Raw genomic sequence first — 26,232 nt, forward strand, 5'->3', positions numbered from 1 at the left:
CGGCGGCCCCGCCACTCCGGCAGTTCTGCCGGAACAGAAGGAGATGCCCATGCCTTCCCCTGCCGCTGATGATTCCGCAGACGTGATCGTCGTCGGTGCCGGCCCAGCCGGATCGACCGCCGCCTACTACCTGGCCGCGGCGGGCCACAGCGTCCTGCTGCTGGAGAAAGCAGCGTTCCCCCGGGACAAGATCTGCGGGGACGGACTGACACCCCGGGCCGTGAAAGAGCTGACCGTGATGGGGCTCGGCATCGACGGCGACGGCTGGGTGCGCACCGGGGGTCTGCGCGTTCATGGAGTCGGGAACACGGTGGAGATGTCCTGGCCCACGGTGGCCTCCTTCCCCGCCTTTGGTCTCGTCAGGACCCGTGAGGACTTCGACCAGCTCCTGGCCCGTCACGCAGCGGCGGCCGGGGCCCGCCTACTGGAGGCAACCAAGGTCACCGAACCCGTCTTCGACGCTGCGACCGGTCGTGTCGTCGGCGTGATCGCCCAGCATGGCGGCATGAGCCGCACCTACCGGGCGCCGGTGGTCGTCGCCGCAGACGGTGCTTCCAGCCGCCTGGCCGTCGCACTCGGTCTGCACCAGCGCATCGACCGGCCCATGGGTGTGGCCGTGCGCCGCTACTACACCGCCGAGCGCCGCAACGACGACCACCTCGAGATCTGGCTCGACCTGAAGACTCGCAACCGGAGTGGGCGCACGTACATGCCGTTCGGTTACGCGTGGATCTTCCCCGTCGGCGGCAGCACCTTCAATGTCGGTCTCGGCACCTTTCATGTGGGGCACAAACCGGACGTGGACCACCGGCGCATGCTGGAGGAGTGGACGCAGCGCTTGCCCGCGGCGTGGCATTTCGACGAGGCGCACGCCATCAGCCCGGTCCGTGGAGCTCCCCTGCCGGCCGGTTTCAACCGGCATCCGCAGTACACACGGGGCGTGCTGCTGACCGGCGATGCCGGTGGGATGATCAACCCGCTCAGCGGCGAGGGCATCGACTACGCCATGGAATCCGGTCGTCTCAGTGCCGAAACCATCACCCGTGCTCTCGCCCAGCCCACCGCCGCTCAGCGTGAGCAGGTTCTCCAGTCCTACCCTCACGTGGTCCGCAGTTCCTACGGCAGCTACTTCACATTGGGACGCCTCATCGTGCGAGCTCTCAACCGACCCGCGATCATGGAAGCCGTCGCCACCAACAGCATGCGTCTCCCGGCTCTGCGTGCCCTCATGTTCAAGCTGTGGACCAATCTCTCCGACCCGTACAGCGAGGACGCGCTCGACCGTGTGATCACCGCGTTGCAACGCCTGGTACCACCGGCGTGAGCGTTGCCGCCGACAGAGACGGTGTTCTCCAGGGGCAACCTCACCTCTGCCCACGGTCCCCAGGCTTGTTCTCCCGACTGCCGTACGTCTTCAGTACCGACGCGTCCGCGATGCCGAGCTGCTCGGCGAGACAGTCGGCGGCCTCCGCCGGCACTTCGGTCGGGGCGTCCAGAAACACCCCGAGATACCGCGCGGTCGTGTGCTGGGCCGTGAAGTCCAGCCGGTTGTGCGCCTGCCGCTTCGGCTCGATCAGCGCCCGATCCACGTCGTCCGGGAACAAGAACCGCTCCCACTCCGGACCCGACCGGCGGCCCTTCGTACGCCGCAGCCTGTGCATCCGTCAATAACGGTTGGTGCGGGGCAGTACCAGCACCGCCAGGCCCATGGGCCCGTCCGCTCCGTCAGGGGAGGATCTTGATAGCGCTCTGCCAGTCCAGCTCCAGGGGTTGCTGGACGGAGATGTGCAGGAAACCCAACGCCTCGAGTTCGCGGGCGCGGCGCAGCGGGCCGACGTCCAAGGGGCGCATCGCGCCGGAGGAGACCAGCTCCGCGACCTTGGCCTTGGCAGCGGCGTCGTCTCCGGCGATCAGTACGTCGAGCGGGAAGCCGTGGCCTTCACCTGCCGTGAGCAGTCCGGCGAAGGTGGTGTTGAACGCCTTCACGACCTTCGTGTCCGTGCCGACGATCTGCTGGAGCTGCTCGGCCGCCGACGTGTCGGCGGGCGTCACCCGCGAGTCCATCGTGGAGAAGTCGACAGGATTGCAGATGTCCACCACGACCTGCCCGGACAGCGTGGCACGGGCGGATCCTGCGACCTCCAGCGTCACGCCATAAGGCAGAGCCAGCACGGTCATGTCGGCCGCCTGCACTGCAGTGGCCGAGTCGGTTTCGCCGTCTGGGAAGCGCTGCTTCAGCTCGGTGGCTGCCGCTCGGCCGCGGTCGGCGTCGGGGTGGACGAGGCACACGCCGTGGCCGCCGGTGAGCGCGCGGGCGGCGATGGCCTGGCCCATGTTGCCCGGGCCCACGATGTTGATCTTCAAGTTGCTGCCTTCCGGTCGGGCTGGGGTGAGCGGCAGTGTGTCCGGCCAGCGAACCGAGGTCGGGTAAAGCCCTTCCCGAAGTGCCATCAGGACACCGCCTGGCGCAGCTGCATACCTATCCCGCGGCGCGCCGCTTGCATACGCCGAAGCTCCACGCGTCACCCTTGCGTCCGACAGCGTGGCGCGAGGCACCCCTCAGTGCCGCCCTGTCCGGCTGATGCTGCGGCCACGGGGAGCGAACGTGTACCGGCGATGGCCGTCGATGAACGGAGCCTGAGAGACCGATCCGGTACAAATGTTTCCCGGATGTCGCCGCCAACACCAGAGTCGGCGGGCTGCCGATGCTGACGAGCCTGCTCGCGGCGGCTACGGATCAGGCTCCTCCGACCGGGAAAAGGTGACGCGCCTGGCCGTCTGGTCGTGCCTCGGCGGAGGGCCTGATGAGCACTGTGGAGCGTCACCCGCCGGAACCGCGGCAAGACGGCCGTCACGGCCGCATCAGGCGGCGAAGCCGACGTTGGTCACGTACTCGCCCCATTGGGAGCCGAGATCGACGCCCACGTCGTTCACCCAGGCGTCGTCCAGCGGCGGAAGTGGCGGAACGTGAAAGTCTGGCCGTCCTCGTCCGAACTTGTGGAAGACGACCTGACGTCAGTTGGTCGCGCTGCCCGCGACCCACTCGCTCCACGGCATGTTCCAGTCGCTGAGGCCGTTGTCCGGGGCCAGCATCGTCTTGTCCTGGGAGTTCTCGACGATCACGACGTCACCGATCATCGAGTTGTCGAAGAACCACGCGGCGGGCTGTTTGCCGTCACCGCTCCTGGCGTCCTTCAGGCCCACGCAACCGTGGCTGGTGTTGACCTTGCCGAAGACAGAGTCGGCACCCCAGAAGTTGCCGTGGATGAAGGTGCCCGAGTCGGTCAGGCGCATGGCGTGCGGTACGGCCTCGATGTTGTAAGAGGGTTTGCCGTTCTTCTCCGTGAGGCCGACGCTCGCGCCATCCATACGGATGTGCCGGAACTTCTCGGAGATCACCATCTGACCGTTGTACGTCGGGTGCTCGGCACTGCCGGACGAGATCGGGATGGTCTTGATCGTCCTGCCGTTGCGCACGACGGTCATCCTCTTCGTCCCGGCGTCGACCGTGCTGATCTGGCTGCGGCCGACCTTGAATGTGACCGTTTTCCGGACGCCGTGAAGGTAGAGCTTGACGGTGACGGTGGAGCCGGGCTTCCAGTAGTTCTGCGGGCGGAAGTCCAGGCGGCCGTCGTCGAACCAATGGCCGACGACCCGCTGACCGCTGCTGGATTCGACCTGGATTCGCGACTGCATGGCGGCCTTGTCGCTGATCGCCGTGTCGAAGTCGACCGTCACCGGCATGCCGACGCCGACGGTGGAGCCGTTCTCCGGGGAGACGTGCCCGATGAAGTCGTTGGCCGGGGAGACCGTGGTGATCGTCGCATTTTCGGTGGCGGAGCGGTGCTGGGCATCTTCGGCCTCAGCGGCGACCTGGTACTTGGTGGCCCGCTCCAGTCGGCCGTCCGGCTTCCAGGACGTCCCGTCCGCGGACAGGGTGCCCGGGATCTCGGCGCCGGTCGCGACGGCGGTCATGGTCACCTTCGTGAGCCTGCCGTTACTGACGGTGACCTTGACGGGGTAGCTGATCGCAACGTCGTGGGCGCCTTGCCCGGGAGTGATCTTTATCCGCGCGTCGGAAGCGTCCTGGGCGACCGTCTGTTTCACCGTGGTCTGCGGTGTCGGGCGGCTCCCGGCATGATTCCCGCCGGTGGCAGCACTGCTGGTACCGCTGAGGGCGGCAGCCGCGAGCACGCCGCCGATGACGCCGACCGCAGCGGTCAGACTGGTGCGTCGTTTACGTGCCGTGATCAAGCGCTTTTCCCTGCCGTTGGTTCCACGAGCTCTGGAACTGGTCACCTCAGGAGTGGAATCAGTCCGTAAATCACTTATACGCATTCACTCGCCCTGATCGGGCGAATTGTGGTGAAGGACACCCACTCGCAATGCGAGCTGGCCGGGTGCGGTGCACCAGGCCGGCGTCACCAAGGATTTCTCGCTTGGGGCGGTGGGGTGCGCCGGCAGCGCAAGACACACCTTGCCCCACACCGGATCCTGCCGCGGCGCGAGGTGGCCCGTGGCCCGCCGGTAGGACCGCAGCGCGGCGAGCTCGGCCTCCCGCGAGGAGCCGTTGGAGCCGCCGCCCGGCCATGAGCCGGACGGGGCCGAGGCGGTCGCATCCTAGGTGCCGGCTCCTCCGCCGCCCGTTGAGCTGGTGGTGGTCGCCGGCACCGCCGGCGGAACCAGCCGTCGAGGCCGTGTACGAGGCCGGGACGGTTTACCGCGAACAACTCATGCAGGACGCGAGTTCTTCGTCGACGAACACAACGAGCAGCTCTACGAACGGGAATTCTCCCTCTGCGTGAGCACCGAACCTCTTTTCTCCTGAATGCGGCGCAGGAGCTCCAGGTCGGCGCGGAGGCCGTTCAGAAGGCGGAGTTGGCGAACCAGTGGGTCAGCAGGTCCTCGTCCCCCTCGTGAGCAAAGGCCTGCGCACGGTAGGACAGGCGGCCGTAGACGAGCAGGATGAGGTCGGCTGCGGTTCCCCGGACGGTCGCGTCAGCGGTTTCCGCGGCTGCGCCGGCCGCGTCCAGGCCGAAGCCGTCGGGCCGCAGGCGAACGAGCCAGGCGTCGTCGCCGTCGGTCGTGCGGAAGCGGATGGTCCTGTCGGGGCCGCGCAGGTCGGCCACCTTAGGGGCAAAGGAGGCGGCGAAGGGCAGATTGACGAGGAACTCGTCGATGCCGTCGACGGCGAGGGAACGGTCGATCGCGGGCCGGAGGCCGAGGGCGAGCTCGGCGTCGGCCCTGTGCAGCAGCGTCTCGAAGAGCATGCGGCGGGCCCAGAAGCGGGCGTGCTGGTCGACGCCCCACGCCCACATCGGCAGGTCCGGGTCCGTGGCGGCGAAGGCGTCGGCGGCCACGGTCGCGCTCTCGGCCAGCCAGTCGGGGTATCCGTCCTCCCGCTCCGGGAGCCGCAGGTCCACCTCACGCGTGCGCGGGGGCTCCTGGATACGCGACCGCAGCAGGACCGAGAACCAGCGTTGGACGCTGCCCGTGTGCTTGACCAGGTCGGCCAGTGTCCAGCCGGGGCAGCTGGTCACAGCGGTGGTCAGGTCGGCGTCGCTGATCGTGGCGACGAACCGTGCGGTCTCCGCCGCGACCGCCGCGCGGTGATCGACCTGCGGGGCGAGGGATGCGTGGCGGGTGTGGTCGGACATGTTCATCGTGAGTGCCTTTCCGGGAAGGTGCGGGTCAGCCGGACGGCTGGTCGAGGACGGCCCGGGAACGGCTTTCGGAGGCCTTCCTCAGGACGGGTGTGCGAGGCGCGTGCGCCGACTTGATGCCGACGAGCGAAACGGCGACCACCAGGCCGAAGGCCATGCCGGCGATCGCGAAGCCGATCGTGAACTGGCTCTCCTGGGGCAGTGCGGGCATGCCGTCCGGCAGCGGGATGGTCTTCGACGCCAGCAGCGTGGTGATCACCGCGCTGGCGACGGCGCTGCCGACCGAGCGGGAGATGGAGTTGATGCCGTTGGCGATGCCGGACTGGTGGGCGGGAACGCTCGCCACGATGAGGGCGGGCATGGCGGCGTAACCGAAGCTGATCGCGAGACCGATGACCATGCCCGCGCCGATCACCGAGGCAGACCTTTCGTGCGCCACGGTCAGCCACGTGAATCCGACCACGCCGAAGCAGGCCCCGGCGGCCAGGGTGACGCGCGCGCCGAGCCGGCGCACCAGCACACCGCCGAACTGTGAGCCCACGAGCGACACGAGGGTGGTCGGAAGCAGGTACACGACGGACGCTCCGAGCACGCTGGCGCCGAAGCCGTAGCCCGCGATGTCCTCGGGCACCTGGACGAGGTAGGAGACGCCGATGAACTGGGCGAACATCGCGAAACCCAGCAACAGACCGGCCAGGTTGGTGAACAGAACGGGCCGGTGGGTGAACATCTCCATGTCCACCATGGGTTCCTTGACCCGGCTCTCGGTCATGACCCACACCGCTGCCATGACGACCGCCCCGGCGAAGGAGCCGAGGGTACGGCTGGACGTCCATCCCCATGCGTGTCCCTGCGAGACCGGCAGGAGCAGCAGTACGAGCAGCGCCCCCAAGGTGACCGCGCCCAGCCAGTCCGTCCGCCCTCCCGTTGCCGCCCGGGAAGCGGGCACCGCGAACCACACGCCTGCGAGCGCCACGATCGCGAGCGCCGCCGCGAGCCAGAAGACCCGGTGGTAGTCGGGGTCGGTGCCCCGTGTGAGGAGTCCCGCGCCGACCAGCGCGAGCCCGCTGCCGAACGCGAGGGTGCCGCTGACCAGGGCCATGGCACCGGGCAGTTTCGCTGGTTCGATCTCCTCGCGCAGGAGGGAGAGGGCGAGCGGAAAGATCGCGGTCGCCGCTCCCTGCATGACTCGGCCGACGATCAGCCAGGTCAGCGAGGTGGTCGTGGCGGCGAGCACCGAGCCTGCGACCATCACGAGCAGAACACCGACCAGGGTGCTCTTCTTACCGTGCTGGTCGCCGAAGCGGCCGAGCAGCGGGGTGAAGACGGCGGCCGACAGAAGCGTGGCGGTGGTCACCCAGCTCACGTTCGCAGTGGTGGCCTGGAGATCCTTCTGGATGATGCCCAGGATCGGGACGACCAACGTCTGCATCATCGAGACGACCATCGCGGCGAGCCCCAGAGTGAGGACCAGCACGCTGTCCGGTGCGCGCCTCCGGCCCGCCGTGCGCGGTGCTTGTGACACGGAATCTCTTCCTTGGTGAGACCTCGGCCTCGGCGACCGCAGAGCACGCCGAAGCTGGGGGAGAACGAAACTTGACAACGTGGAAACTTGAGAACTTCAAGCAATTGCCGATGACCGTAGCCAGCAATATTTGAGATCGTCAAGTTTTCCGGCGTAGGGTGACGCACATGACAGCACTCCCCCGCGTCGACTCCGCCCGGCTCATGGAGCTGCTCTCGGTGTCACTGGCCGCCTACTACGGCGACTTCACGGTGGCCGCCGCCGGCGAGAACCTCACGGCCAGCCAGGGCAAGACACTCACTGTGCTGCGCCGGGGACCGTCCTCGATGAGCACGTTGGCCACCACCCTGACCTGCGACGCCTCCAACATGACCGGGATCGTCGACCGGCTGGAGAAACGTGGCCTGGTGCGCCGGGAACCGAGCGCCTCCGATCGGCGCGTCAAGAACGTCGTCCTCACCGCGGAAGGCGAGCGGGTCATCGACGTGATCCGCAGCAACATGCACCACACGCTCGCGGGACTGGACACACTGGACGAACAGGAGCAGCACACCCTGGGCGTCCTGCTGGAGCGAGTCTTCACCAGGCAGCCCGCTCCCGCCGCCCGACCCTGAGGTCGCCCACGGGCCTGCCCCGAAGCGGCCGCGGCCGGGCAGCTCACCACAGAGGGCGAGCTGCCCGGCGCCTCAGGGCACGTTTTCTCGACGTACGGCGACGTCGGCGGGCTTGCCCGGACCCGGCACGTTACGGAAACGGAACGGCTCCGGGGCACGGCCGACCTGGATGAACCAGCACTCCCCCGTGCCGTCCACGGTGACGATCCGCAGCACCGTGTCCGCGACGAGCTCGGCGGGGATGACCGGCAGCCCCTGCTCGGAGAGCCGGCCACGCAGGTGGTCGTACCGCTGCGGTGCTCGCCGCCGCATCCCTGGTGCTGACCTTCTGCTCCGGACCCAGCGGGCGGGTCATGCCGCCTTCACCCAGACGATCACCTTCGCGTCGAAGAAGGGCCGGGCGGTGCGGACCGCTCAGCGGACGGCTGGACTTCGCGCAGGGAGCGGGCGCGACGATGGCGAAGTCGGAGCTGTCGCCAGGGCTCTCGAAGGCCGTACGGGACACCGCCTTCGGGCTGACGCCCGGACGGTCCCGGCGGTCCCGGCCCAGCGCAAGGCCCGTCGCGGGTACAGGGCGATGAGTTTGCCTGCTGCCTGAAGTCTTCCACTTCGGCACTCCCGCCCCGATGGGGCGAAAAGCGGAGCAACCGCATGCCATGCGCGAGGAGATGGAAACCAGAATGAGCACTCCGATTCGGCTGTACATGTCGATGTCGCTCGACGGCTTCGTCGCCGGTCCGGACGATCGGCCGGGCCAGGAGCTCGGACGCGCCGGTGGACGTCTTTTCAACTGGCTCGACGACCGGGAATCCGACGGTCCCAGCGGACAGGTCTATCGCGAGGCGCTGGCGACCGGCGCGGTGATCTCCGGCCGTCGGACCTTCGAACTCGCCGGGCGCTGGCAGGGCGACCACCACGACGGTGTGCCGATCTTCGTCCTCACCCACCAGGTGGATGACGGGGACGTGCCACCCGGCCACGCGCGATTCGTCACCGACGTCGAGGACTGCGCCCGTCAGGCTCGCGCGGCTGCCGGGGACCGGCCGGTCATGGTCCATGGTGCGGCCGCGGCCCAAGCGCTCCTCCGAACCGGGCACATGGACGAGATGGAGATCCACCTGGTTCCGGTCCTCCTCGGGAACGGCCGACGGCTGTTCGACCACCTCGGTGACGATCACATCGAACTCGACCTCGTCCGACGGCTCGAGGACCGAGACGTCACGCACCTGCGCTACCGAGTGCGCCGGCCGAAGGAGGCCGCGTGAAGACGCTCTTCGTCTCCTACCGCGTCACCGACCTGGACCGCTCGCTCGGTTTCTACACCGCCCTGGGCTATGTCGAGCTGGGCAGGGTCGAGGCCGGCGACCGGAGTCACCTCGTGATCCTCAAGTTCCCCGGCGAACCGGCGGCCTCGCTCGAACTGGTCCACCGCCCCGCCGGCGGACGCGTCGACGTGGGCAGCAGTTTCGACCACCTCGCGATCCAGGTGGACACACTGGCCGCCACCCTGGAACGCCTGACCGACGCCGGCCTGAAGCCGGGACCTGTCCAGAACCCGGGCGGCCCTCACGGCCCGAAGACGTCGTGGCTCACCGACCCGGACGGCTACCGGATCGAGTTGGTGGAGTGGCCGCCTGGACACCCCGACGGCATCACCGCCGCGGACTTCCCCTGATCGGTCGGGTGAGCGGGGCGAAGATGCTTCCCCTCGGGACGGGCGGGACGCGGCACGAGCCGGCGATGCGGTCCCCTGGAGACTGCGGCGGCCCGGCGGCCCGGCGGCCCATGGGGAGCTCATGTCATCACCGAGCTATCACCGGGGCCGGCGAACCTCTGAGTGCCAGCGTCGGCACACGGCCGCCGGTCAAGCCGGGCTGTCGGTGGCGGGGCAGCTCCAGTAACCTGCGGCGCCAGCCTCGGCGACGAAGTCCTTGAACGACGTGGGCGGCCGGCCGAGCGCCCGTTCAACGCCGTCGGAGACGTCCGCCCCCCGGCCGTCGCGGATGTCCACGAGCAGGCCGGTGAGCAGGCGAGCGACGTCCGCGGCCACGCCTGCGGCGACCATGCGGTCCACGAAGGCGTCGGGGCCGACCTCGAGGTGACGGACCGTCCGACCGGTGGCGGCGGCGATCAGGTCAGCCGGCCGACCGCCTCGCTGAAACCGATGCCAGAAGGACTCGCTGAAGTTCTGTGCGAACCAGTCGGATTGCAGGATGGTCCAGTCGACACCGGAGTCGCGTACGGCCCGTTCGGCGGCTTGAGCGGGTGGGCGTCGTCGGCCCGGCCGACGCCGTGGGCGGCGAGCAGCACCAGCCGGCGCACGCCCGCGGCGACCGCATCGGTCACCAGGCGCGGGATACGCGCCTGGTGGTCCGAGCCGGGCTGCAGGTGGGGCTCTACGAGGTGGACAGCGGCGGCGCCCGAGGGCGGGGGCCCAGGTCGCCGGGTCGTCCAGGTCGACGTGGGCGTCGCTGCCGGTGCGTGACGCGGTGCGGACGGGTCGGCCCATGGCCGTCAGGCGGCGGGCGATACGGCGGCCGGTCGTGCCGGTGCCGCCGAGAACGAGGATGTTCTTCATGCCCTCCAGACAACCTCGGTGGACACAGACGATCCATGGGAGAACGTCGCCGATGCCTTTGTGATCGTCTAGCGTGACCGGCATGGACGTCCTGAGCGATCTGCTGCACCGGGCCCGTGCGAGGAACGCGCAGATCCGGCACAGCTGATCCAGCGGCCGCCATGGTCGATGACCTTCGCCGACGCTCCTTCGCTCACGGTCGTGGCCACCCTCGGCGGCCACGCGTCGGTCCGGGTCGACGACGGCCCGCAGGCCGCGCCGGTGCGCTTGGCGCCGGGGACATCGCCCTGATCAGCGGCACCGACCGGTATACGATCGCCGACTCCCCGGACACCCCGCCGCAGGTGGTGATCCGAGGCGGAAGGAAGCACGTCGTCGACAGCGGGACGGCGGCCCGGCAGAACTTGGCACCCCGCACCTATGGGGACGGACTGCCTGGCGCCACCACCCTGCTGCGGTGAGCCTATGAACTCCGCGGCGACGTGGGCGAGCGACTGCTGAGCATGCTCCCGCCCCTGGCCGTCGTGCCCGCCGGACCACGCACCACCCGGGCGGCGCTGGACCTGCTCGCCACCGAGGCAGCCCACGAGGATCCCGGCCAGGACGCCGTCCTGGACCGTCTGCCGGCCCTCGCACTCGTGCTGGCGCTGCGCGCCTGGTGCGCCCGGCCGCAGGCCGAACCCCCTTCCTGGTCCAGGGCACTGGCCACCCCGGCGGTCGGCGACGCGGCGTCTACGCCGAACACCTTGCCCGTGGCGAGGCCGGCGGACTCTGGGACCCGACAGTCTGAGACAAGGACGGACATGGCCGCTTCTTGTCTGCCTGCCGATGCCGTCAACAACGTCCTTACCCGCGACAGCCAGTTGTCACCAAGGCAGGCGCGCTGCCACCTGGACCCTGGAGGGGGGCGCGCCATGCCGCTGGAGGACCGAGTGTTCCTCGTCGCCGCGTACTGGCGCACGAACCTCACGCTGCGCCACTTGGCGCCGCTGTTCGAGGTGTCGAAGTCGGCGGCCGGCGGCATCATCGACGACCTCGGCCGTCGCTCGCGTTCCAGCCCCGCAGACGGTTCGGCCGGGCGCCGTCGGAACGTGACACGCGGTTCGGGAACTCTTTCGGCCCTTGGCTCTCTGCGGCCCGCGGTCGCCGCTCAGCGACGCCACCGTCGCCGCCGGCGGGCGCGTGTATGACCCCATTGGGCCTGCTGGAGTGCGGGGCACGGTTGGTCTTCGCAGCATGGCGTCTGACGACCTCAACCATTTGGTGACGAGTTCGATCGGTGCCGGTGCGTTGCCACCGGTACCGGTTCGGAAGGACGACATGCCCATACGCAACCGCGGCACGGCTGCCGCAGCTGCCATGTTCCTGGTCGGCTTGACGGTGCTGTGCGCGGCCCCGGCCCACGGCACGTCCGGCCTGGAAACCGCCCGCCAGAAGCCCGCAGCGAGGGAGGGCGACCCCCCGCTCATCAGCGGGCCGAAGCCCGGTCTGCCGCCGGGACGGACGACCGGTGCGCCCCTGCTCCCACGCGCGAAGGCCGGCACGCACACCGTCGCCTCCGGAAACACGCTCTGGGACATCGCCCAGCAGACCCTGGGCAACGCACTGCGGTGGGACACCGTCTACGCCCTCAACCGGCGGACGATCGAGGATGAGGCCCGTCGGCACGCATACGCCTCCAGTGACCGGGGCCACTGGATCTTTCCGGGGACCGTGCTCGCCCTGCCCCAGTCCCCGCCCGCGTGGGCACAGCCGTCGTCGCGGTTCGAGCCCGCTCCATGTCCGACCACCTACGGAATACTGAAGGCCACCCGCTGCGGCTTCCTCGTCGTACCGGAAAACCGGGCCCATCCCTCCACGCGAACCCTTCGCCTGGCCGTTGCGCTCGTCCGCTCGGCATCGCCGAGGCCGCGCCCCGATCCGATCGTGTTCTTCACCGGCGGGCCCGGCGCGGACGCCCTGGGGAACATATCGGAACTCACCGAGGCCGGGCTGAACCGCGACCGTGACCTGGTCGTCCTGTCCCAGCGCGGTACGTTCTCGTCCCAGCGGCCGCTGACGTGTCCTGAGATCGACCGGTTCTACGGGGAGCGCGTCCACCTCCTCTACGACGCACCCTCCACCGGAGACCGATACGCCCAGGCGGCGGCCCGGTGCCGCGAGCGGCTGACATCCCAGGGAGTCGATCCGGCTGCGTACAACACCAGCGAGAACGCCGCCGACGCGGCGGATCTTCGCAGGGCCCTGGGCATCCGGCAGTGGAACGTCCTCTCGCATTCCTACGGGACGCAACTGGCGCTGACCTACATGCGCATGTTTCCCGAAGGGATCCGCTCCGTGACCGTCGACGGCGTCGTACCGCCATCCGTGGCGACGCCCGGGTGGACGTGGAGCAGCATGAGAGAGTCGTTCGACAACATCGTGAGCGCCTGCGCGGCCCAGCCCTCCTGCCGGCAGCGCTACCCGGACGTCGGTGCCACCTTCCTGCGCATGGTGCGTCAGCTGGAGGCCCATCCGGTCACCACGCACGTGACGGTTCCGCAGGTCGGAACGGTGAAGGTGGTCCTCGACGGCGGGGCGCTGCTGAACTGGCTGGTTCGTGCCAGTCACGCCCCCGGCACTTTCCCGTCGGACGTGGACCAGTTGGCCCACGGCCACCCCGAGCGCATCGCCGAGCAGTGGGCGGCCGCCTGGCTTCCCGGCTCGCAAGGGATGTTCGCTCACGGGTTGTCGCTGAGCGTCTGGTGCAGCGAATGGGTTCCGTTCGAGACCCCCGGCGAGCAGCTCACCAAGGGGCTGCGGGCCTTTCCCGAACTCCCCCGCTCGGTCCTGGCACAGGCGCCGCAGCTGCCGTTCCTGCGGCAGGCGTGCCAGGCCTGGGACGTCCCGAAGGCACCCGACTCGGTTCGTGCGGTCACTCGGAGCAGCATCCCCACCCTTGCCATCTCCGGCAGTTTCGACGCCCAGACCGGGGCTCAGTGGGGGCGCTATGTCGCCCGGACTCTCTCTCGCTCCACGGTGGTGACCCTGGCCGGTGTCGCCCACGGGACGTTCGACCACCCGTGCGGAGCAAAGGTGATCACTTCCTTCTTCGACGACCCTGAGAACCCGGACACCCGATGCGTGAGCTCCGTGAAACCGGCGCCGTTCGTCATCGACAGCGAGGGAGCCGGTACCGGTGGATGAGGACCTGCTGTCGGACGGCTCCGACACCGTGCGCTCCGCGTCGCCTGGACTTCCCGGGCCCTCGCGGTGGTCTCGCCGCGGCTTTCTGAGCACTGCGGCAGCGGTGGGCTGCGCGACCGTCTCGCTGGGGCCGGCGGCGACGTCGGCCGCGTCCCCGCGATCCGCTGTCCACGGCGGCGGCACCGGCGACGCCGGCGGCACGGAGACCTCGCTGTTCAGCGCCCTCGACGCCAAGATCGAGGCGGCCATGCGGGCGTACGCGATTCCCGGAGCGGCGGTGGGTGTGCTCCTGGACGGCCAGGAGTACGTCAAGGGGTACGGGATCACCAATGTCGACCATCCGGTCCCGGTGGACGGTGACACCGTCTTCCGGGTCGGTTCGACCACCAAGACCTTCACCGGCACGACAATGATGCGGCTGGTCGAGCGGGGCGAGGTCGAGCTGGACGCCCCGGTGCGCCGCTACCTCCCCGATTTCGCGGTGGCCGACCCGTATGCGTCGGCGCAGGTCACCGTGCGGCAGTTGCTCAACCACAGTGCCGGGTGGCTGGGCGACGACTACCAGGCCTTCGGTCCGGGCGACGACGCGCTGGCCCGCTTCGTCGCGTCAATGGCCCGGCTGCCGCAACTGACCGTGCCGGGAGAGGTGTTCGCCTACAACAACGCGGCGCTGTGCGTGGCCGGCCGGATCATCGAGGTGGTGACGGGCACGGCCTACGAGGCGGCGGTGCGCAAACTGGTCATCGATCCGCTGGGGCTCCACCGCAGCCGCTTCTTTAGTGACGAGATCGTGGGTTTCAACGTCGCGGCGTCACACAACGTCGTCGACGGCAAGGCCGTGCTGGAGCCGTCCTTCTGGCCCCAGCCGCGCAGCCTCGCGCCGACCGGCGGCCTGATCTCCAGCGTGCGCGACCAGCTGAGCTGGGCCCGCTTCCATCTCGGAGGCGGCACGGCCCCCGACGGCACACGACTGCTGAGCAGACAATCGCTGGAAGAAATGCGCTCCCGACCCGGCCCTGGCGGCACGCTGGTCGTGGAACTCGACGGCATGGGAGTCACCTGGATGCTGCGCCCGACGGCGCAGGGACCACGGATCGTGCAGCACGGCGGGACCTGGCCGGGCCAGATCTCGGGCTTCGTGATGGTTCCCAGCCGCGGCTTCGCACTGACCCTGCTGACCAACTCGGAAGGCGGGACCCGGCTCAGGGACGAACTGTTCACCGACGACTGGGCCCTCAGCCGGTTCGCCGGGGTGACCAACCTGCCGGCCACTGCCAAGGCCTTGAGCGGCCAGGAACTGGCACCCTACGAGGGCCGTTACATGGCACAGCGCATCAACGACAAGGGCGCCGTGGAGGACGCCGTCATCGAACTGGCCCGGCACGACGGACGGCTGCGCGGTACCCAGACGGTCCAACACTCAACCAGAGACCCCGGAGTCGCCACCGACCAAGAGGACGCGGTCGAGGACCAGACCAGCGAGGTCGGAGTCGCCTTCTACCGGGAGGACTTCGCACTGGACCTCGACCCCGACGGCAGACCGATCGGCACCCGCTCCGACTTCGTGCGCGGACCCGACGGGAAGGTGGCCTGGTGGCGCAACCACGGACGGCTGCACCGCCACCAGATGCCCTGACGGACACGAACGGAGGACGGCGGAACCTACGGGGACCGTGATGGAGGCCATGGGCGCCGTGTGGGGGCAGCCGAGCGTGGTGGCCGTGGCCGCACGGACGACGGTGGTGCCGGAGCAGGGCGAGAGGTCCGGTTGACAGCTGACAGGGTGAGGATGGACCGTGCCAGGATCCTCTGGTTCCGCCCGGCTGCGGTGTGCTCGCGCATGAGTCGCACGACCTCGCGTTCCGACAAGGAGAACACGTCCAGACTTCGGAACATGACCCGGTCCGTCGCGGGACCTCACCCGAGAGGGACTTCGCTGGTCCGCCCGCCTGCCCGGTGCTGCTCACGGACGGGCAGGGAGGTTCCTGAAGTCCCGTCAGCCGGTTTCCGCTTCGGCTCGGGATCAGGCTCCGCGCCATCGTCGACCGCCTCACCTCCAACGGCACCGTCCGCCAAACCGGAACAGACTCGCGCCGCTCGCAGCGACGCTGTGCCCGGTCATCGCACGCGGTCAGCAAGGGGCACCCGGCCCGTAGCCATGTAGCGCCAGCCGACGGGAGTGCCGCGGGCCGTGAGGGGCCCCTGGCCGGGTGGAGCGCCCGAGAGTGCGCGCGGAGCCCCGAGCGTCCGATACAGGCAGGCATGAGCGCCCACCGCCCGGGACGGCGGCAGATCGTTCCTCCCTTCCTTACTTGACATATGCCCTGTATGTGCTCTCAATGGAAATATCTAGACAACTAGATAGATTTCGCTTTGGGGTGCGGACGAAGGCAGGGGTCATGTCTGGGTCGGTCACCGGTGGAGAGCTGGTCGTGAGAATGCTGGAGTCGTTGGGCGTCCGGACGGTCTTCGGGGTGCCGGGTGGCCAGACGCTCTCCATCACGGACGCGATCCTCGCCTCCTCCGTGATCGAGTTCATCACCGCCCGGCATGAGAACGCGGCGGCCGTCATGGCGGACGCCTACGGCCGGCTGACGGGGACGCCGGGAGTCTGCCTGGCCACGACGGGCCCGGGGGCGACCAACCTGCTCACCGGGGTGGGCGGGGCGGTTCGGGATTCCAGCCCGATGCTGGTGCTGACCTGCAACAACGCCGGTGAGAACATCCACCGGGACGACGCCCAGAACGCCGATCACGTCGAGCTGTTCCGGCCCCTGACCAAATTCAGCCGCCTGGTGGCGCATCCGAGCGCACTGTGCCAGGCCGTGGAGGAGGCCTATCTGAACGCGATGTCCGGCAATCCGGGGCCGGCTCATCTGGACTTCGCCCGGGACACCATCGAGGGGCCGGTGGCCGATGCGGACGCTGCTGTGCCCGAGGGGGAGCATCCGATGCGCCGGTGGGTGGTGCAGCGTCCGCGCGCCGATGTCCGCGCACTGGCGGATGTCGCCGGGCGGCTCGCGCGGGCCGAGCGGCCGGTGCTGTGGCTGGGCAACGGCTGCAACCGCTCCGGCGCGGGCGGGGCCGCGCTGGCGCTGGCGGAGACCCTGCGGATACCGGTGATCACGACGTTCAACGGCATCGGTACCGTGCCGACCACGCATCCCCTGGTCTTCGGGGCGCTGAGCCGGATGGGCACCCGGCTGTCCAGCCGTGTCATGGCCGACGCCGATCTGGTGCTCGCGGTGGGCAACAGCCTCAACGCCGTCTCGACGGGCAGGTGGCGGATGGACCTGCCACAGGTGATCCAGATCGACTTGGACCCCGCCATGCTGGGCCGTTACTACGGCCGCCGGACCATCGGGGTCGTCGCGGACGCGAAGGCCACACTGGAGGAACTCCACACGCTGCTGGCCGGCCGGGCCGACGAGTTCTCCGCCCGCCGCTCGGCCTGGATAGCCGAGCTGGAACAGGCCGAAGAGCTGTGGTGGCAGGAGCCGGGCGCCGTGGCGCCGGCGCACACGGACGGTCTGTCCCCCGCGGACGTCGTCTTGCGGCTGCGCTCGTCCGCGCCCGACGAGACCTTGCTCATTCCGGACGCGGGGAATCCGGGTGTGTGGTCGTACCTGTGGCAGATCCGGCAGCCGGGCAGCTACATCAAGCCGGTGGGCTTCGGGAACATGGGCTTCGCCGTCCCCGCCGCCGTCGCGGCCGCTGTGGCCGCCCCCGAGCGCCCCGTCGTGGCCCTGGTCGGGGACGGTTCGCTCGGCATGAGCCTGGCGGAGCTGGAGACATTGGTGCGGGTGGGGGGCCGTGTCGCGGTTGTCGTACTCAACGACGCTGGTTACGGCAACATCCGTCAGGAACAGATCGTCCACTACGACAACCGGACCATCGGCGTGGACTTCGGGCCGTCGGACTATGCCCAGGTCGCTCGCGGTCTGGGCCTGCCGGCCGAGCGGACCACCGGCTTGGAAGAGCTCGCCAAGCACGTCGCGGAAACGCTGGAGGGCCGCACGCCCGCTCTCTTCGACGTCCCCATCGACCGGAGCGTCAACGCCTGGACCTACCCCGCCTTCCGCCCCTACGAGCCGGAGGAGGGCTGATCATGACCGACAGCACCGCCCGCGACACCGGCGCTTCCGGCGCACTGGACGGAATCAGGGTGCTGGACCTGTCGCGGTTCATCGCGGGACCGCTGTGCTGCCAGCTGCTCGGCGACATGGGCGCCGAGGTCATCAAGATCGAGCGGCCCAGCGGCGAGGACGCCCGCAAGCACGCACCCTTCCACCGGCAGCACAGCGTCTACACGATGGTCTACAACCGCAACAAGTACGGGGCCACGCTGGACACCCGCCGCCCCGAGGCACTGGCGCTGCTGGAGGACCTGGTCCGGCGCAGCGACATCGTGGTGGAGAACTACCGTCCCGGGACCATGGAAGCGATGGGCCTGCCCTACCGGCGACTGCAGGAGCTGCGCCCCGGCATCATCCTGGTGTCCATCTCCGGCTTCGGGCAGACCGGGCCGCTCGCTCGCCGGGCCCTCTTCGACGCCATCGCGCAGGCCATGTCCGGGCTGATGAGCCTCACCGGTGCGCCGGACGGTGAGCCCACCCTGACGGGCACGTACATCGCCGACTACATCGCCGGGTTCCACGGGGCGATGGGGGCGATGCTCGCCCTGCTGCACCGGGACCGCACCGGTCAGGGACAGCATGTCGACGTGGCGTCCCTGGACGCGCTGTTCGCCTCTCTGGGCACGCGGCCCAGTGCGTACGCCATGCTGGGCGAGCATCCGCGGCGCAACGGTTCGCGCGACCTGCTCACCGGCCCGGCGAACGTCTTTCCCACCGTCGACGGCTACGTCTACATCCACGCCGGCACCGACCCTCTCTTTCCCAGGCTGTGCCGGGCGATCGGCCGTGAGGACCTCCTGGAGGACGAGAGGTTCGCCTCGGTTCCGGGCCGTATGGCGCACATCGAGGAGCTCGAGGAAGCCGTGGCCGCCTGGACCAAGAGCCGCCCCTGCGACGAGATCGCGCAGGTCCTGCAGGAGGCCGGCATCCCCTTCGGGAAGGTCAGCGACATCCCCGAAGTCGTCGACTCCGAGCAGATCAAGGCTCGGGAGATGATGCTCGACGTCGAGCACCCCGTCCTGGGCACCCTGCGTCTGCCGGGCATCCCGATCAAGATGACCGCCTCTCCCGGGTCGGTGCGCAAGGCACCACCCCTGGTGGGCGAGGACAACGACCACGTCTACGGGGAGCTGCTGGGACGGTCCGAGGAGGAGATCACCCGGCTGAAGTCCCGGGGGGTGATCTGAGTGAACACCTCCGCGCACCGCCCCACGGATCTCCGCGTGGACCCCTCCGCCCTTGCCCTGGCCGGTCAGGGCCGGGTGTTCGACCTGTCCTCCGGGTGGTGGCCCGGGATGCCGCTGGCACCCGGGCACCCGCCGTTCCAGGTCCTCACGTTCCGGACACCGGCCGGTGAGCGCGCCCAAGGCGCCCGCGGCGAGCTGGAGTTTCTGCGGGACAACGCCTCCCGGTTCGGGTTCATCTCCGAAATCCTCTCGTTCTGCGCCCACTCCGGCACTCATATCGACGCCTTGGCGCACATCACGTCAGGTGAGAACGACGAGTGGTACGGCGGCTACTCAGCGCACGAGTACCTCGGCGACTACGGCCCCCTCACCCACGACGCGTCGACGCTGCCACCCCTGCTGTGCAGGGCGGTCCTCGTGGACGCACCCGGTGCGCTGGGGCGTGAAACGCTGCGGCCCCACCAGCACATCGACCCGGACCTCATCCTGCTGGCGCTCAAACGGCAGCAGGTGCGGATCGAGGAGGGCGACGTGGTGCTGCTGCGCACCGGCACCATGAAGCACTGGCCGGACACCGAGGCGATGGCCGCGGTCCAGGGAGCCGGGCTCGACCTGGACGGTGCGCGCATGCTCGCCCAGTACCGGCCGGCCGCCGTCGGCAGTGACACGGCAGCCGTCGAGGTCTCCCCCTCCGGCGTCCACGGCGAACCCCAGCCGGTGCACCGGCTCCTGATCCGCGACCTCGGTATCCCCCTCATGGAATGGGTCTACCTCGAGGAACTCGCCGCGGCGGCAGTCCATGAGTTCCTGCTGCTCTGCCTCCCACTCGCCATCACCGGCGCGACCGGCTCGCCCGTACGGCCCGTCGCGATCGCCTGATCCACCATCCGCCCGTCACAGGAGACGCACCATCATGAAGACCACCCGCGGACGCATACGCCACACCGTCCTCGCCCTTCCGGTGGCAGCCGTCCTCGCCGCCGGCACCGCGTGGGCCGGTGCCACTTCCCACGCCCAGACCGCCTCCGGCAACCCTCAGGGCGATCAGAACGCCGCGGCCCTGGGCGCCGGTTGGCACTCCGACCAGTGGGACGACCTGCACAGCGCGGCGACCACCGAATCACCCTCGAAATACCAGGGCCCGACCGCACCGGTCACCACCCCCAAGCACCTCAAGGTCGCCGTCATCACCTGCCTGAGCATCCTCAGCGGCTGTGTGTCGCCCGCCACGGGCGCCGAGCAGGCGGCCAAGCAGCTCGGCTGGCAGGTCAGGGTCTTGGACGGCGGCGGTACGCCGGACAAGCAGAACGCCCAGATGCTCAACGCCCTGTCCTGGGGCGCCAACATCATCCTCAACATCGCCATCGACCCGAACGCGGTCCAGGACGGGCTGAGGGCGGCGCAGCGTGCCGGGGTTGCGGTGGGCGCGGGCTCCAACGGTCTGGACTCGCCCAACCCGCCCATCAAGCCGTCCGGCAGCAACCTCGGTTACGCCTTCGACGTCGGGCCCGACTACGCCGCTCTCGGGACGAAGGCCGCGCAGTGGGTGCAGGCCGACTCCAAAGGCAAGGCCAACATCGTCGTCTACTCCGACAAGGAGTTCCCGTCCGTGCTGGCCCTGCAGAAGGGGCTGCTGGACGAACTGAAGAAGTGCAAGGACTGCACGGTGCAGCCGCTGCGCTACTTCACGGGCAACCAGGTGGCCCAGGTGCTGCCGCAGTCGGTCGTCAGCTACCTGCGTTCGCATCCTGACGTCGACTACGTCTTCATCCCCTACGACCCGGCGGCGGCAGCGGTCGTGCCGGCGATCGCCCAGGCCGGCCTGGGCGACAAGGTCCGCCTGATCAGCGTGCTCGGCAGCCAGGAGAACCTGAACTTCGTGCGCAAGTCGCACGTCCAGGTCGCCGACGCCGCCTACGACAACCGGTACATGGGCTACGCGATGCTCGACCAGACATCCCGGCTGCTCACCAAGAAGCCACTGGCCGAGCCGCATGGCGAGAACCTGCCCTTCGTCGTGCTGGACAAGGACAACGCGCCCGCGTCCGGCTCCGACTGGCACGCCTCCTTCGACTACCCCAAGACGTTCGACGGACTGTGGAAGTGATGCCCGATGACTGCCGCTCTGGACGGCGTCACCAAGCGGTTCGGGACCTTCGCGGCGCTGAGCGAGGTGTCCCTGACCGTTGAGGACGGCGAGGTTCACGCCCTGCTCGGCGCCAACGGCAGCGGCAAGTCGACCTTGGTCCGCACGATCACGGGGGTGTACGTACCCGACGCCGGGAGGATTCTGATCGACGGCCGGGACGTCACCAGCGGATGGAGCCCGGCCGCCGCCGCGGCGGCCGGGGTGCGCGTCGTCCATCAGGAGGCCCCGCTGGTGGACCGGCTGACGATCGCCGAGAACGTGGCCCTGTTCGCCGGCTACCCCCGCGCAGTGCCCGGCCGGATCGCCTGGCGCACGCTTCGCGCCGACACCCAGCGGCTGCTCGACGACCTGTCGCTCGAGCGGCGCAGCCGGGAACTGGCCGGGCGCCTCACCGGTGCCGAGCGGGCCATGCTCAGCGTGGAGCTGGCCGTGCGCACCGCCGGCGAGAACCTGCGGCTGCTGGTGCTCGACGAGGCCACGGCTGCTCTGCCCGAGGCCGAGGCCGAGCCCTTCCTGCGGCACGTGCGAAACATCGCCGACCGCGGCCTGCCGGTCCTGGCCGTCACCCACCGGCTTGCCGAGCTGGCCTACGCGGACCGGGTCACCGTGCTCGACGCTGGCCGGCTGGTACTGGAGGGGCCCGCCGCCAAGGTGGAACGCTCCGAAATCGTACGGATGATGCGCGGTACCGCCCAGGCGTCTCGCCCGGCCGACGAGACGCACGCCGGGCCCCGGACCGACGCCGTCCGGGGCACGACCGGGATCGCCGCCCTGTGGGGGCACACGGCCGACAGCCGCGACCGGGCCCCGCTCCCGCAGCGGAAAACCGGTCCGGTGCTTCGCGTGCAGGGCGTGAGCGGACACGATGTCGACGGACTCGACCTCAGCCTCATGCCGGGCGAGATCGTCGGTGTCATCGGGGTGCGCGGCAGCGGCCTGGAAGAGCTGCCACGGCTCCTCACCGGTGCCGAACAGCGCCGCGGGGGCGCCATCGAGGTCGCCGGACACCGGCTGCCCCGCACACTGCCGCCGAGGCTGGCGATCCGCCACGGTCTGGTGTACCTGCCCGCCGACCGGCTCCATGAGGGCGGCATCCACACTCTCCCCGTCAGCGAGAACGTGGTCCTCCCCGAAGCACGCAAGTTCTGGCACCGGCGGGCCGCGATGCGTGCGGCCGTCCGGCAGGTCGTCTCCTACCTCGACGTGCGGCCCACCGACTCGTCGACCGTCTTCGGCCGGCTGTCCGGTGGCAACCAGCAGAAGGTCATCCTGGGCCGGTTGCTGCGCATGCGGCCGCGCGTACTGGTCCTCGCCGACCCCACCTACGGTGTCGACCCCGCCGCTCGCGAGGTGATGTTCGACGCCATCCGCGACGCCGCGGTGAGCGGTATCGCCGTCCTGATGACCTCTACCGAACCCGAGCAGATGGCGGGCCTGTGCGACCGGGTCCTGGTGCTGCACCAGGGGCGGCTCGCCGAGGAGATCTCCGGGCCTGCCATGACCGCCGAGAACCTGATGACGAAGGCCCTGTGATGACCGACAAGACCATACGGCACATCGATGCCGCGTCCGAGCACCCCGGGCGCGAACGCCTCGCGCCGGCCCGGCTGTTGTCCTGGGTGAGCGGCTACGAGACAGTGGTGCTCCTCGCCCTGCTCGTGGTGGTCTTCACCTTTGCCTCCGACCGGTTCCTGACCGCCAGCAACCTCCAGAACGTGGCTCTCGTACAGGCCGTCACGGCGACCATGACCCTGGCCGTCCTGATGCCCCTGATCATCGGGGAGTTCGACCTGTCCGTCGGGTATCTCATCGGATTCCTGGCGATGCTCGAAGCCGTCGTGGCCCAGCACACCAGCAATCCGGTGCTCGTCATCGGCGCGGGCCCGGTGGTCGGCCTGCTCGTCGGCCTGGTCAACGGCGTACTGACGGTCTATTTCAAGATCAGTTCCTTCATCGCCACCCTCGGCGTCGGCATCCTGCTCAGCGGCGGGGCCCAGGGCATCAGCAACGGCAAAGTCATCTTCGAGAACATCCCCTCCGCCCTGACGTCCCTGGCATCCGACGACTTCCTGGGCCTGTCGCTGGCGGTGTGGCTGACCCTGCTGCTCGCCCTGATCCTCTTCTACATTCTGGAACACACCCCCTATGGCCGTTTCTGGTACGCCATCGGTGGCTCCGAGCGCGTGGCCTACCTGGCAGGCGTGCGGACCAACCGGATGCGCATGACCTCCTTCGCCGCCGCGGGGCTGATCGTGGGCATCGCGGCCAACTTCGCTCTCGCCCAGGCCGGATCGGCCAACCCCGGTTACGGGCCCGACCTGCTGCTGCCCGCCTACGCCGCGGCCTTCCTCGGGGTGGCCACCTACCGGCCCGGCTACTACAACGTCCTGGGAGCACTGGTCGCGATCACCCTGCTGGCCATCGGATTCAACGGACTGAGTCTGCTGGGGGTGCCGTTCTGGGTGCAGCCCATCTTCAACGGAAGCGTGCTGATCATCGCCGTCCTGGTCGCCCGGCAGGAGACCCGTCAGGTACGCACCGGATGACACGCGCCCGACCGCCCGGGGCACCGCAGCCTCCTGCGGCGCCCGGGCACCGAACCACTCGACGTCCTGCGCACTTCGCCAAGGAGGACGGGATGCGGACACCGACGGCGGGGCACGGCCCGAAGACCGCCCGGGCACTGGGCGAGATACTCGCCGGGGCCCGACTGGTCGACCTCAGCCGGACCCTGGAAGAGGGCATGCCCACCTATCCCACCCACGCCAAGTACTTCCAGAATCGATGGCTGTCGATGGGCGACGTCGCCCGCATGAACCAGCTCGTGCTCGGCGAGCACACCGGCACCCACGTCGACAGCCCCTGCCACTTCCCGATCGAGGGCCCCCACGCCCGCGCCAGCGTCGACGAGCTTGCGCTCACCGCGCTCACCGGACGCTGTGCGACCGTCACCCTGGACCCGCCGCCCGGCCCCGACGAGATGGTCGGCCCCCAGCCCCTGTGTGACTGGGAGGAACAAAACGGGCCTTTCGAGGCCGGGGACATCGTGCTGCTGGACTTCCAGTGGGCCCGCACCCGCTGGGGCCTGCACGAGGCGGGCTTCGCCCACCTGCAGAACTGGCCGGGCATCGCGCGGGAGACGGCCGAGCTGCTGCGCGAGCGATCCGTGCGGGCGGTGGGGACCGACTGCGTCAGCCTCGACAGCGGCGACGGCGGAGGCGGTGAACTGCCGGCGCACTACGTGCTGTTGTCCGCCGGCGTGCTCATCATCGAGAACCTGGCCAACCTGGACCGGCTGCCGGCGCTCAGCTTCTTCCTGGCGTTCCCGCTGCGCATCGCGCACGGCACCGGCTCCCCGCTGCGCGCGGTGGCCGTCGTGGACGGAGAAGTGCAATGACCGCACATCACACGGCGGTTCTCGGCCGCAACCTCACCGACCCGTCCCGCGCCGCACACGAGAAGGACCTCGAGGCGGGTCTGAAACCGCCGGTGTTCGACGAGATCGTCATTCCCGAGGAGTTCGGCCCGGTCGACCTGCTGGTGGACGACCTCAAGGTCAAGCGTTTCGCGTTCACGCAGGACGATCACCACGACTGGTACCTGCGCGCCGGCCCCGACGGCCCGCGCATAGGCCACGCCGGACTGCTCGCCAACGACTTGCTGCAGCTCTTCACCCTGCACTTCGCGGCCAGCCAGGTGGTGGGCCTGCACACCGAGGAGGAGCTCTGGTTCCACCGGCCCGTCCTGGTCGGGCAGCGGGTCCGGCTCGCCGGACGCTACGTGGACAAGTACGAGCGGCGGGGGCAGGGGTACGTCGTCATGGAGGCCGACGCCCGCGACGAGGAGGACCGCACGCTGGTCAGCCACCGCGGTGTCGAGATCATGCGGACCACGCCGGGCGAGGTGGCCGGACGCGGATCGGCCGGCCAGGCCGCCGGCCGACGGGTCAGCGACGAGTTCGACACCTCCCTGCCGCTCGCGGAGCGTCTCGGCGGAAATGCGCTGTTCGGCATGGGGCTGGAGCCGCTGCGCAAGGAGATCACGTTCGAGCAGATGGCCGTCTTCTCCCGGATCGGCGAGTTCGTCACCAACATCCACGACAGCCTCGCCACCGCACGTGCCGGGGGCCTCCCGCTACCGATCGTCCAGGGGCAGCAACTCGTCTGCTACGTAGTCGAGTTGCTTACCCGCGCCTTCGGCGCCGAGTGGTTTCGGACCGGCTGGCTGCATGTGAAGTTTCTGCGGCCCGTCAGCGCCTTCGACCACATCGAGGCCGCGGGGGCGGTGCGTGAGGTGGAGCGTGACGGCTCCCGCACACGGATCGGACTGGACGTGTGGGTGCGTCGCGGCGACGGAAGCCTGGCCGCGGTCGGCTGGGCGCGCGGCGAGGTACCGACCCGCCGGCCTACGCACGGGATTCTGCCGTTCGCGGGCATCATGTAACCAAAGCGTGCAACACGACCCGAAGGAGGCACCGCGTGGCACGACTGCCCATGTACGAGGTGATCTACCGTGACCTCGACAGGCAGCTGTCCTGCGGCACCCTCAGGCCCGGTGACCGGCTGCCGTCCGAGGGGGAGATGGCGGAACACTACGGCGTCAGCAGAATGACGGTGCGGCAGGCGGTGGGCCGCCTCACCGACGAACGCCGACTGGTCCGCCGCCGTGGCGCGGGCACGTTCGTGGCCGACCGTCAGGCCACCTTCCGCAAGGTTCACAGCCTCGGTCCGTACAGCGAGGACATCGGCCGGGGCGACGCCGTCATCGACACCGTGGTCCACCTGCGCGAGGTCGCCGACGCACCCGAGGACGTCAGTGACAGACTCGGCCTCAAGCCCCGCCAGAAGGTCATCCGGCTGCTGCGACTGCGCGTCGTCGACGGACAGCCGGCGGCCATCCAGGATTCCTGGATCCCTTATGGGTTGGCGCCCTCTCTCGCCGACGACGAGCTGATCGACGGCTCCCTCTACCGGACCCTGGCCGACCGCTTCGGCATAACACTCACCTGGGCCGAGCAGGAGGTGTCGGCAGCCGCGGCCAGCGCCGAGCAGGCGGCACTGCTCCAGGTGCCACCGGGCACCCCGCTCATCGCCATCACCCGGCTCGCCCACGGCGAGGGGACCGGGCCGGTGGAGTTCGCGCACAGCTGGAGCCGACCCCAATTCCCTCTGCTCATCAGACTGGAGAGGTGACG

At 69.5% G+C, this 26,232-nt stretch carries 22 protein-coding genes and 4 pseudogenes; 17 read left to right on the forward strand and 9 right to left on the reverse strand.

The window, feature by feature from the left end; all coding sequences use genetic code 11:
- Nucleotides 1-49: 49 nt before the first annotated feature.
- Nucleotides 50-1,324 carry a geranylgeranyl reductase family protein gene (locus tag ACF1GV_RS39425; RefSeq protein ID WP_391691381.1) on the forward strand — a complete coding sequence of 425 codons (1,275 nt, stop codon included), beginning with the start codon at nt 50-52 and terminating at the stop codon, nt 1,322-1,324.
- A 67-nt stretch (nt 1,325-1,391) separates the two neighbouring features.
- Here the strand turns inward: ACF1GV_RS39425 and ACF1GV_RS39430 are convergent.
- The 6 genes and pseudogenes from ACF1GV_RS39430 to ACF1GV_RS39455 all read right to left on the reverse strand — a co-directional run.
- A pseudogene (locus tag ACF1GV_RS39430) lies at nt 1,392-1,668 on the reverse strand (DUF4158 domain-containing protein); the annotation flags it as partial.
- A 57-nt stretch (nt 1,669-1,725) separates the two neighbouring features.
- A complete protein-coding gene (locus ACF1GV_RS39435) occupies nt 1,726-2,364 on the reverse strand; it encodes an NADPH-dependent F420 reductase (protein ID WP_391691384.1) in 639 nt (212 codons plus the stop codon).
- A 498-nt stretch (nt 2,365-2,862) separates the two neighbouring features.
- Nucleotides 2,863-2,949, reverse strand: a pseudogene (locus tag ACF1GV_RS39440) (transcriptional regulator); the annotation flags it as partial.
- Between the two features lie 66 nt (nt 2,950-3,015).
- Entirely contained in the window at nt 3,016-4,254 is a 1,239-nt protein-coding gene (locus ACF1GV_RS39445) for an Ig-like domain-containing protein (RefSeq protein WP_391691387.1), read from the reverse strand.
- A gap of 611 nt (nt 4,255-4,865) precedes the next feature.
- A complete protein-coding gene (locus tag ACF1GV_RS39450) occupies nt 4,866-5,657 on the reverse strand; it encodes a maleylpyruvate isomerase family mycothiol-dependent enzyme (protein WP_391691390.1) in 792 nt (263 codons plus the stop codon).
- A 34-nt stretch (nt 5,658-5,691) separates the two neighbouring features.
- Nucleotides 5,692-7,188: an MFS transporter gene (locus ACF1GV_RS39455; protein WP_391691393.1), complete on the reverse strand. Its 1,497-nt coding sequence runs from the start codon at nt 7,186-7,188 to the stop codon at nt 5,692-5,694.
- Nucleotides 7,189-7,355: 167 nt separating this feature from the next.
- Here ACF1GV_RS39455 and ACF1GV_RS39460 point away from each other — a divergent pair, with 167 nt between their 5' ends.
- Nucleotides 7,356-7,802: a MarR family winged helix-turn-helix transcriptional regulator gene (locus ACF1GV_RS39460; RefSeq protein WP_391691396.1), complete on the forward strand. Its 447-nt coding sequence runs from the start codon at nt 7,356-7,358 to the stop codon at nt 7,800-7,802.
- Between the two features lie 72 nt (nt 7,803-7,874).
- On the opposite strand, the gene ACF1GV_RS39465 is transcribed toward ACF1GV_RS39460, so the two are convergent.
- Nucleotides 7,875-8,114 (reverse strand): hypothetical protein, encoded by a 240-nt coding sequence (locus tag ACF1GV_RS39465; protein ID WP_391691399.1) that lies wholly within the window; start codon nt 8,112-8,114, stop codon nt 7,875-7,877.
- Nucleotides 8,115-8,482: 368 nt separating this feature from the next.
- Here ACF1GV_RS39465 and ACF1GV_RS39470 point away from each other — a divergent pair, with 368 nt between their 5' ends.
- Together ACF1GV_RS39470 and ACF1GV_RS39475 are read left to right on the forward strand one after the other, a co-directional pair.
- Nucleotides 8,483-9,067: a dihydrofolate reductase family protein gene (locus ACF1GV_RS39470; protein ID WP_391691479.1), complete on the forward strand. Its 585-nt coding sequence runs from the start codon at nt 8,483-8,485 to the stop codon at nt 9,065-9,067.
- Nucleotides 9,064-9,477 (forward strand): VOC family protein, encoded by a 414-nt coding sequence (locus tag ACF1GV_RS39475; RefSeq protein WP_391691402.1) that lies wholly within the window; start codon nt 9,064-9,066, stop codon nt 9,475-9,477. The genes ACF1GV_RS39470 and ACF1GV_RS39475 overlap by 4 nt, the downstream gene beginning before the upstream one ends.
- A 189-nt stretch (nt 9,478-9,666) precedes the next feature.
- Here the strand turns inward: ACF1GV_RS39475 and ACF1GV_RS39480 are convergent, their stop codons facing one another.
- A complete protein-coding gene (locus tag ACF1GV_RS39480) occupies nt 9,667-9,867 on the reverse strand; it encodes a hypothetical protein (RefSeq protein ID WP_391691405.1) in 201 nt (66 codons plus the stop codon).
- Between the two features lie 65 nt (nt 9,868-9,932).
- The gene (locus ACF1GV_RS39485; protein WP_391691407.1) at nt 9,933-10,148 is read right to left on the reverse strand and encodes a hypothetical protein; all 216 of its coding nucleotides are present in this window, start codon (nt 10,146-10,148) and stop codon (nt 9,933-9,935) included.
- A 735-nt stretch (nt 10,149-10,883) separates the two neighbouring features.
- Here ACF1GV_RS39485 and ACF1GV_RS39490 point away from each other — a divergent pair.
- The 13 genes and pseudogenes from ACF1GV_RS39490 to ACF1GV_RS39550 form a co-directional block, all read left to right on the forward strand.
- A pseudogene (locus ACF1GV_RS39490) lies at nt 10,884-10,985 on the forward strand (AraC family transcriptional regulator); the annotation flags it as partial.
- A 198-nt stretch (nt 10,986-11,183) separates the two neighbouring features.
- Nucleotides 11,184-11,458, forward strand: a pseudogene (locus tag ACF1GV_RS39495) (transposase family protein); the annotation flags it as partial.
- A 242-nt stretch (nt 11,459-11,700) separates the two neighbouring features.
- On the forward strand, nt 11,701-13,566 hold the full coding sequence (locus ACF1GV_RS39500) for an alpha/beta fold hydrolase (RefSeq protein WP_391691409.1): 1,866 nt from the start codon (nt 11,701-11,703) through the stop codon (nt 13,564-13,566).
- Between the two features lie 103 nt (nt 13,567-13,669).
- Nucleotides 13,670-15,202 (forward strand): serine hydrolase domain-containing protein, encoded by a 1,533-nt coding sequence (locus tag ACF1GV_RS39505; RefSeq protein WP_391691412.1) that lies wholly within the window; start codon nt 13,670-13,672, stop codon nt 15,200-15,202.
- Nucleotides 15,203-15,965: 763 nt separating this feature from the next.
- Nucleotides 15,966-17,672 carry a thiamine pyrophosphate-binding protein gene (locus ACF1GV_RS39510; protein ID WP_391691414.1) on the forward strand — a complete coding sequence of 569 codons (1,707 nt, stop codon included), beginning with the start codon at nt 15,966-15,968 and terminating at the stop codon, nt 17,670-17,672.
- 2 nt (nt 17,673-17,674) lie between these two features.
- Complete coding sequence (locus ACF1GV_RS39515) at nt 17,675-18,889, forward strand: CaiB/BaiF CoA transferase family protein (protein ID WP_391691417.1); 1,215 nt, start codon at nt 17,675-17,677, stop codon at nt 18,887-18,889.
- 36 nt (nt 18,890-18,925) lie between these two features.
- Nucleotides 18,926-19,768 carry a cyclase family protein gene (locus ACF1GV_RS39520; RefSeq protein ID WP_391691419.1) on the forward strand — a complete coding sequence of 281 codons (843 nt, stop codon included), beginning with the start codon at nt 18,926-18,928 and terminating at the stop codon, nt 19,766-19,768.
- A gap of 34 nt (nt 19,769-19,802) precedes the next feature.
- Complete coding sequence (locus ACF1GV_RS39525; RefSeq protein ID WP_391691422.1) at nt 19,803-20,996, forward strand: sugar ABC transporter substrate-binding protein; 1,194 nt, start codon at nt 19,803-19,805, stop codon at nt 20,994-20,996.
- A gap of 6 nt (nt 20,997-21,002) precedes the next feature.
- Nucleotides 21,003-22,571 (forward strand): ATP-binding cassette domain-containing protein, encoded by a 1,569-nt coding sequence (locus tag ACF1GV_RS39530; protein ID WP_391691425.1) that lies wholly within the window; start codon nt 21,003-21,005, stop codon nt 22,569-22,571.
- Nucleotides 22,571-23,584 carry an ABC transporter permease gene (locus ACF1GV_RS39535; protein WP_391691427.1) on the forward strand — a complete coding sequence of 338 codons (1,014 nt, stop codon included), beginning with the start codon at nt 22,571-22,573 and terminating at the stop codon, nt 23,582-23,584. Before ACF1GV_RS39530 ends, ACF1GV_RS39535 begins: the two co-directional genes overlap by 1 nt.
- A gap of 92 nt (nt 23,585-23,676) precedes the next feature.
- Complete coding sequence (locus ACF1GV_RS39540; protein ID WP_391691430.1) at nt 23,677-24,435, forward strand: cyclase family protein; 759 nt, start codon at nt 23,677-23,679, stop codon at nt 24,433-24,435.
- Nucleotides 24,432-25,481: a hypothetical protein gene (locus ACF1GV_RS39545; RefSeq protein ID WP_391691433.1), complete on the forward strand. Its 1,050-nt coding sequence runs from the start codon at nt 24,432-24,434 to the stop codon at nt 25,479-25,481. Before ACF1GV_RS39540 ends, ACF1GV_RS39545 begins: the two co-directional genes overlap by 4 nt.
- 35 nt (nt 25,482-25,516) lie before the next feature.
- A complete protein-coding gene (locus ACF1GV_RS39550; RefSeq protein ID WP_391691436.1) occupies nt 25,517-26,230 on the forward strand; it encodes a GntR family transcriptional regulator in 714 nt (237 codons plus the stop codon).
- Nucleotides 26,231-26,232 lie beyond the last annotated feature (2 nt).

It is taken from the genome of Streptomyces sp. NPDC014006, assembly GCF_043088925.1.
Taxonomy (GTDB): domain Bacteria; phylum Actinomycetota; class Actinomycetes; order Streptomycetales; family Streptomycetaceae; genus Streptomyces.

Bases quoted from the DNA above. Each gene is read 5' to 3' on its own strand.
- ACF1GV_RS39510 (WP_391691414.1), top strand. From the start codon at position 15,966: ATGTCTGGGTCGGTCACCGGTGGAGAGCTGGTCGTGAGAATGCTGGAG.
- ACF1GV_RS39480 (WP_391691405.1), bottom strand. From the start codon at position 9,867: ATGGTCGCCGCAGGCGTGGCCGCGGACGTCGCTCGCCTGCTCACCGGC.
- ACF1GV_RS39425 (WP_391691381.1), top strand. From the start codon at position 50: ATGCCTTCCCCTGCCGCTGATGATTCCGCAGACGTGATCGTCGTCGGT.
- ACF1GV_RS39450 (WP_391691390.1), bottom strand. From the start codon at position 5,657: ATGTCCGACCACACCCGCCACGCATCCCTCGCCCCGCAGGTCGATCAC.
- ACF1GV_RS39525 (WP_391691422.1), top strand. From the start codon at position 19,803: ATGAAGACCACCCGCGGACGCATACGCCACACCGTCCTCGCCCTTCCG.
- ACF1GV_RS39535 (WP_391691427.1), top strand. From the start codon at position 22,571: ATGACCGACAAGACCATACGGCACATCGATGCCGCGTCCGAGCACCCC.
- ACF1GV_RS39515 (WP_391691417.1), top strand. From the start codon at position 17,675: ATGACCGACAGCACCGCCCGCGACACCGGCGCTTCCGGCGCACTGGAC.
- ACF1GV_RS39530 (WP_391691425.1), top strand. From the start codon at position 21,003: ATGACTGCCGCTCTGGACGGCGTCACCAAGCGGTTCGGGACCTTCGCG.
- ACF1GV_RS39460 (WP_391691396.1), top strand. From the start codon at position 7,356: ATGACAGCACTCCCCCGCGTCGACTCCGCCCGGCTCATGGAGCTGCTC.
- ACF1GV_RS39540 (WP_391691430.1), top strand. From the start codon at position 23,677: ATGCGGACACCGACGGCGGGGCACGGCCCGAAGACCGCCCGGGCACTG.
- ACF1GV_RS39470 (WP_391691479.1), top strand. From the start codon at position 8,483: ATGAGCACTCCGATTCGGCTGTACATGTCGATGTCGCTCGACGGCTTC.
- ACF1GV_RS39465 (WP_391691399.1), bottom strand. From the start codon at position 8,114: ATGCGGCGGCGAGCACCGCAGCGGTACGACCACCTGCGTGGCCGGCTC.
- ACF1GV_RS39545 (WP_391691433.1), top strand. From the start codon at position 24,432: ATGACCGCACATCACACGGCGGTTCTCGGCCGCAACCTCACCGACCCG.
- ACF1GV_RS39500 (WP_391691409.1), top strand. From the start codon at position 11,701: ATGCCCATACGCAACCGCGGCACGGCTGCCGCAGCTGCCATGTTCCTG.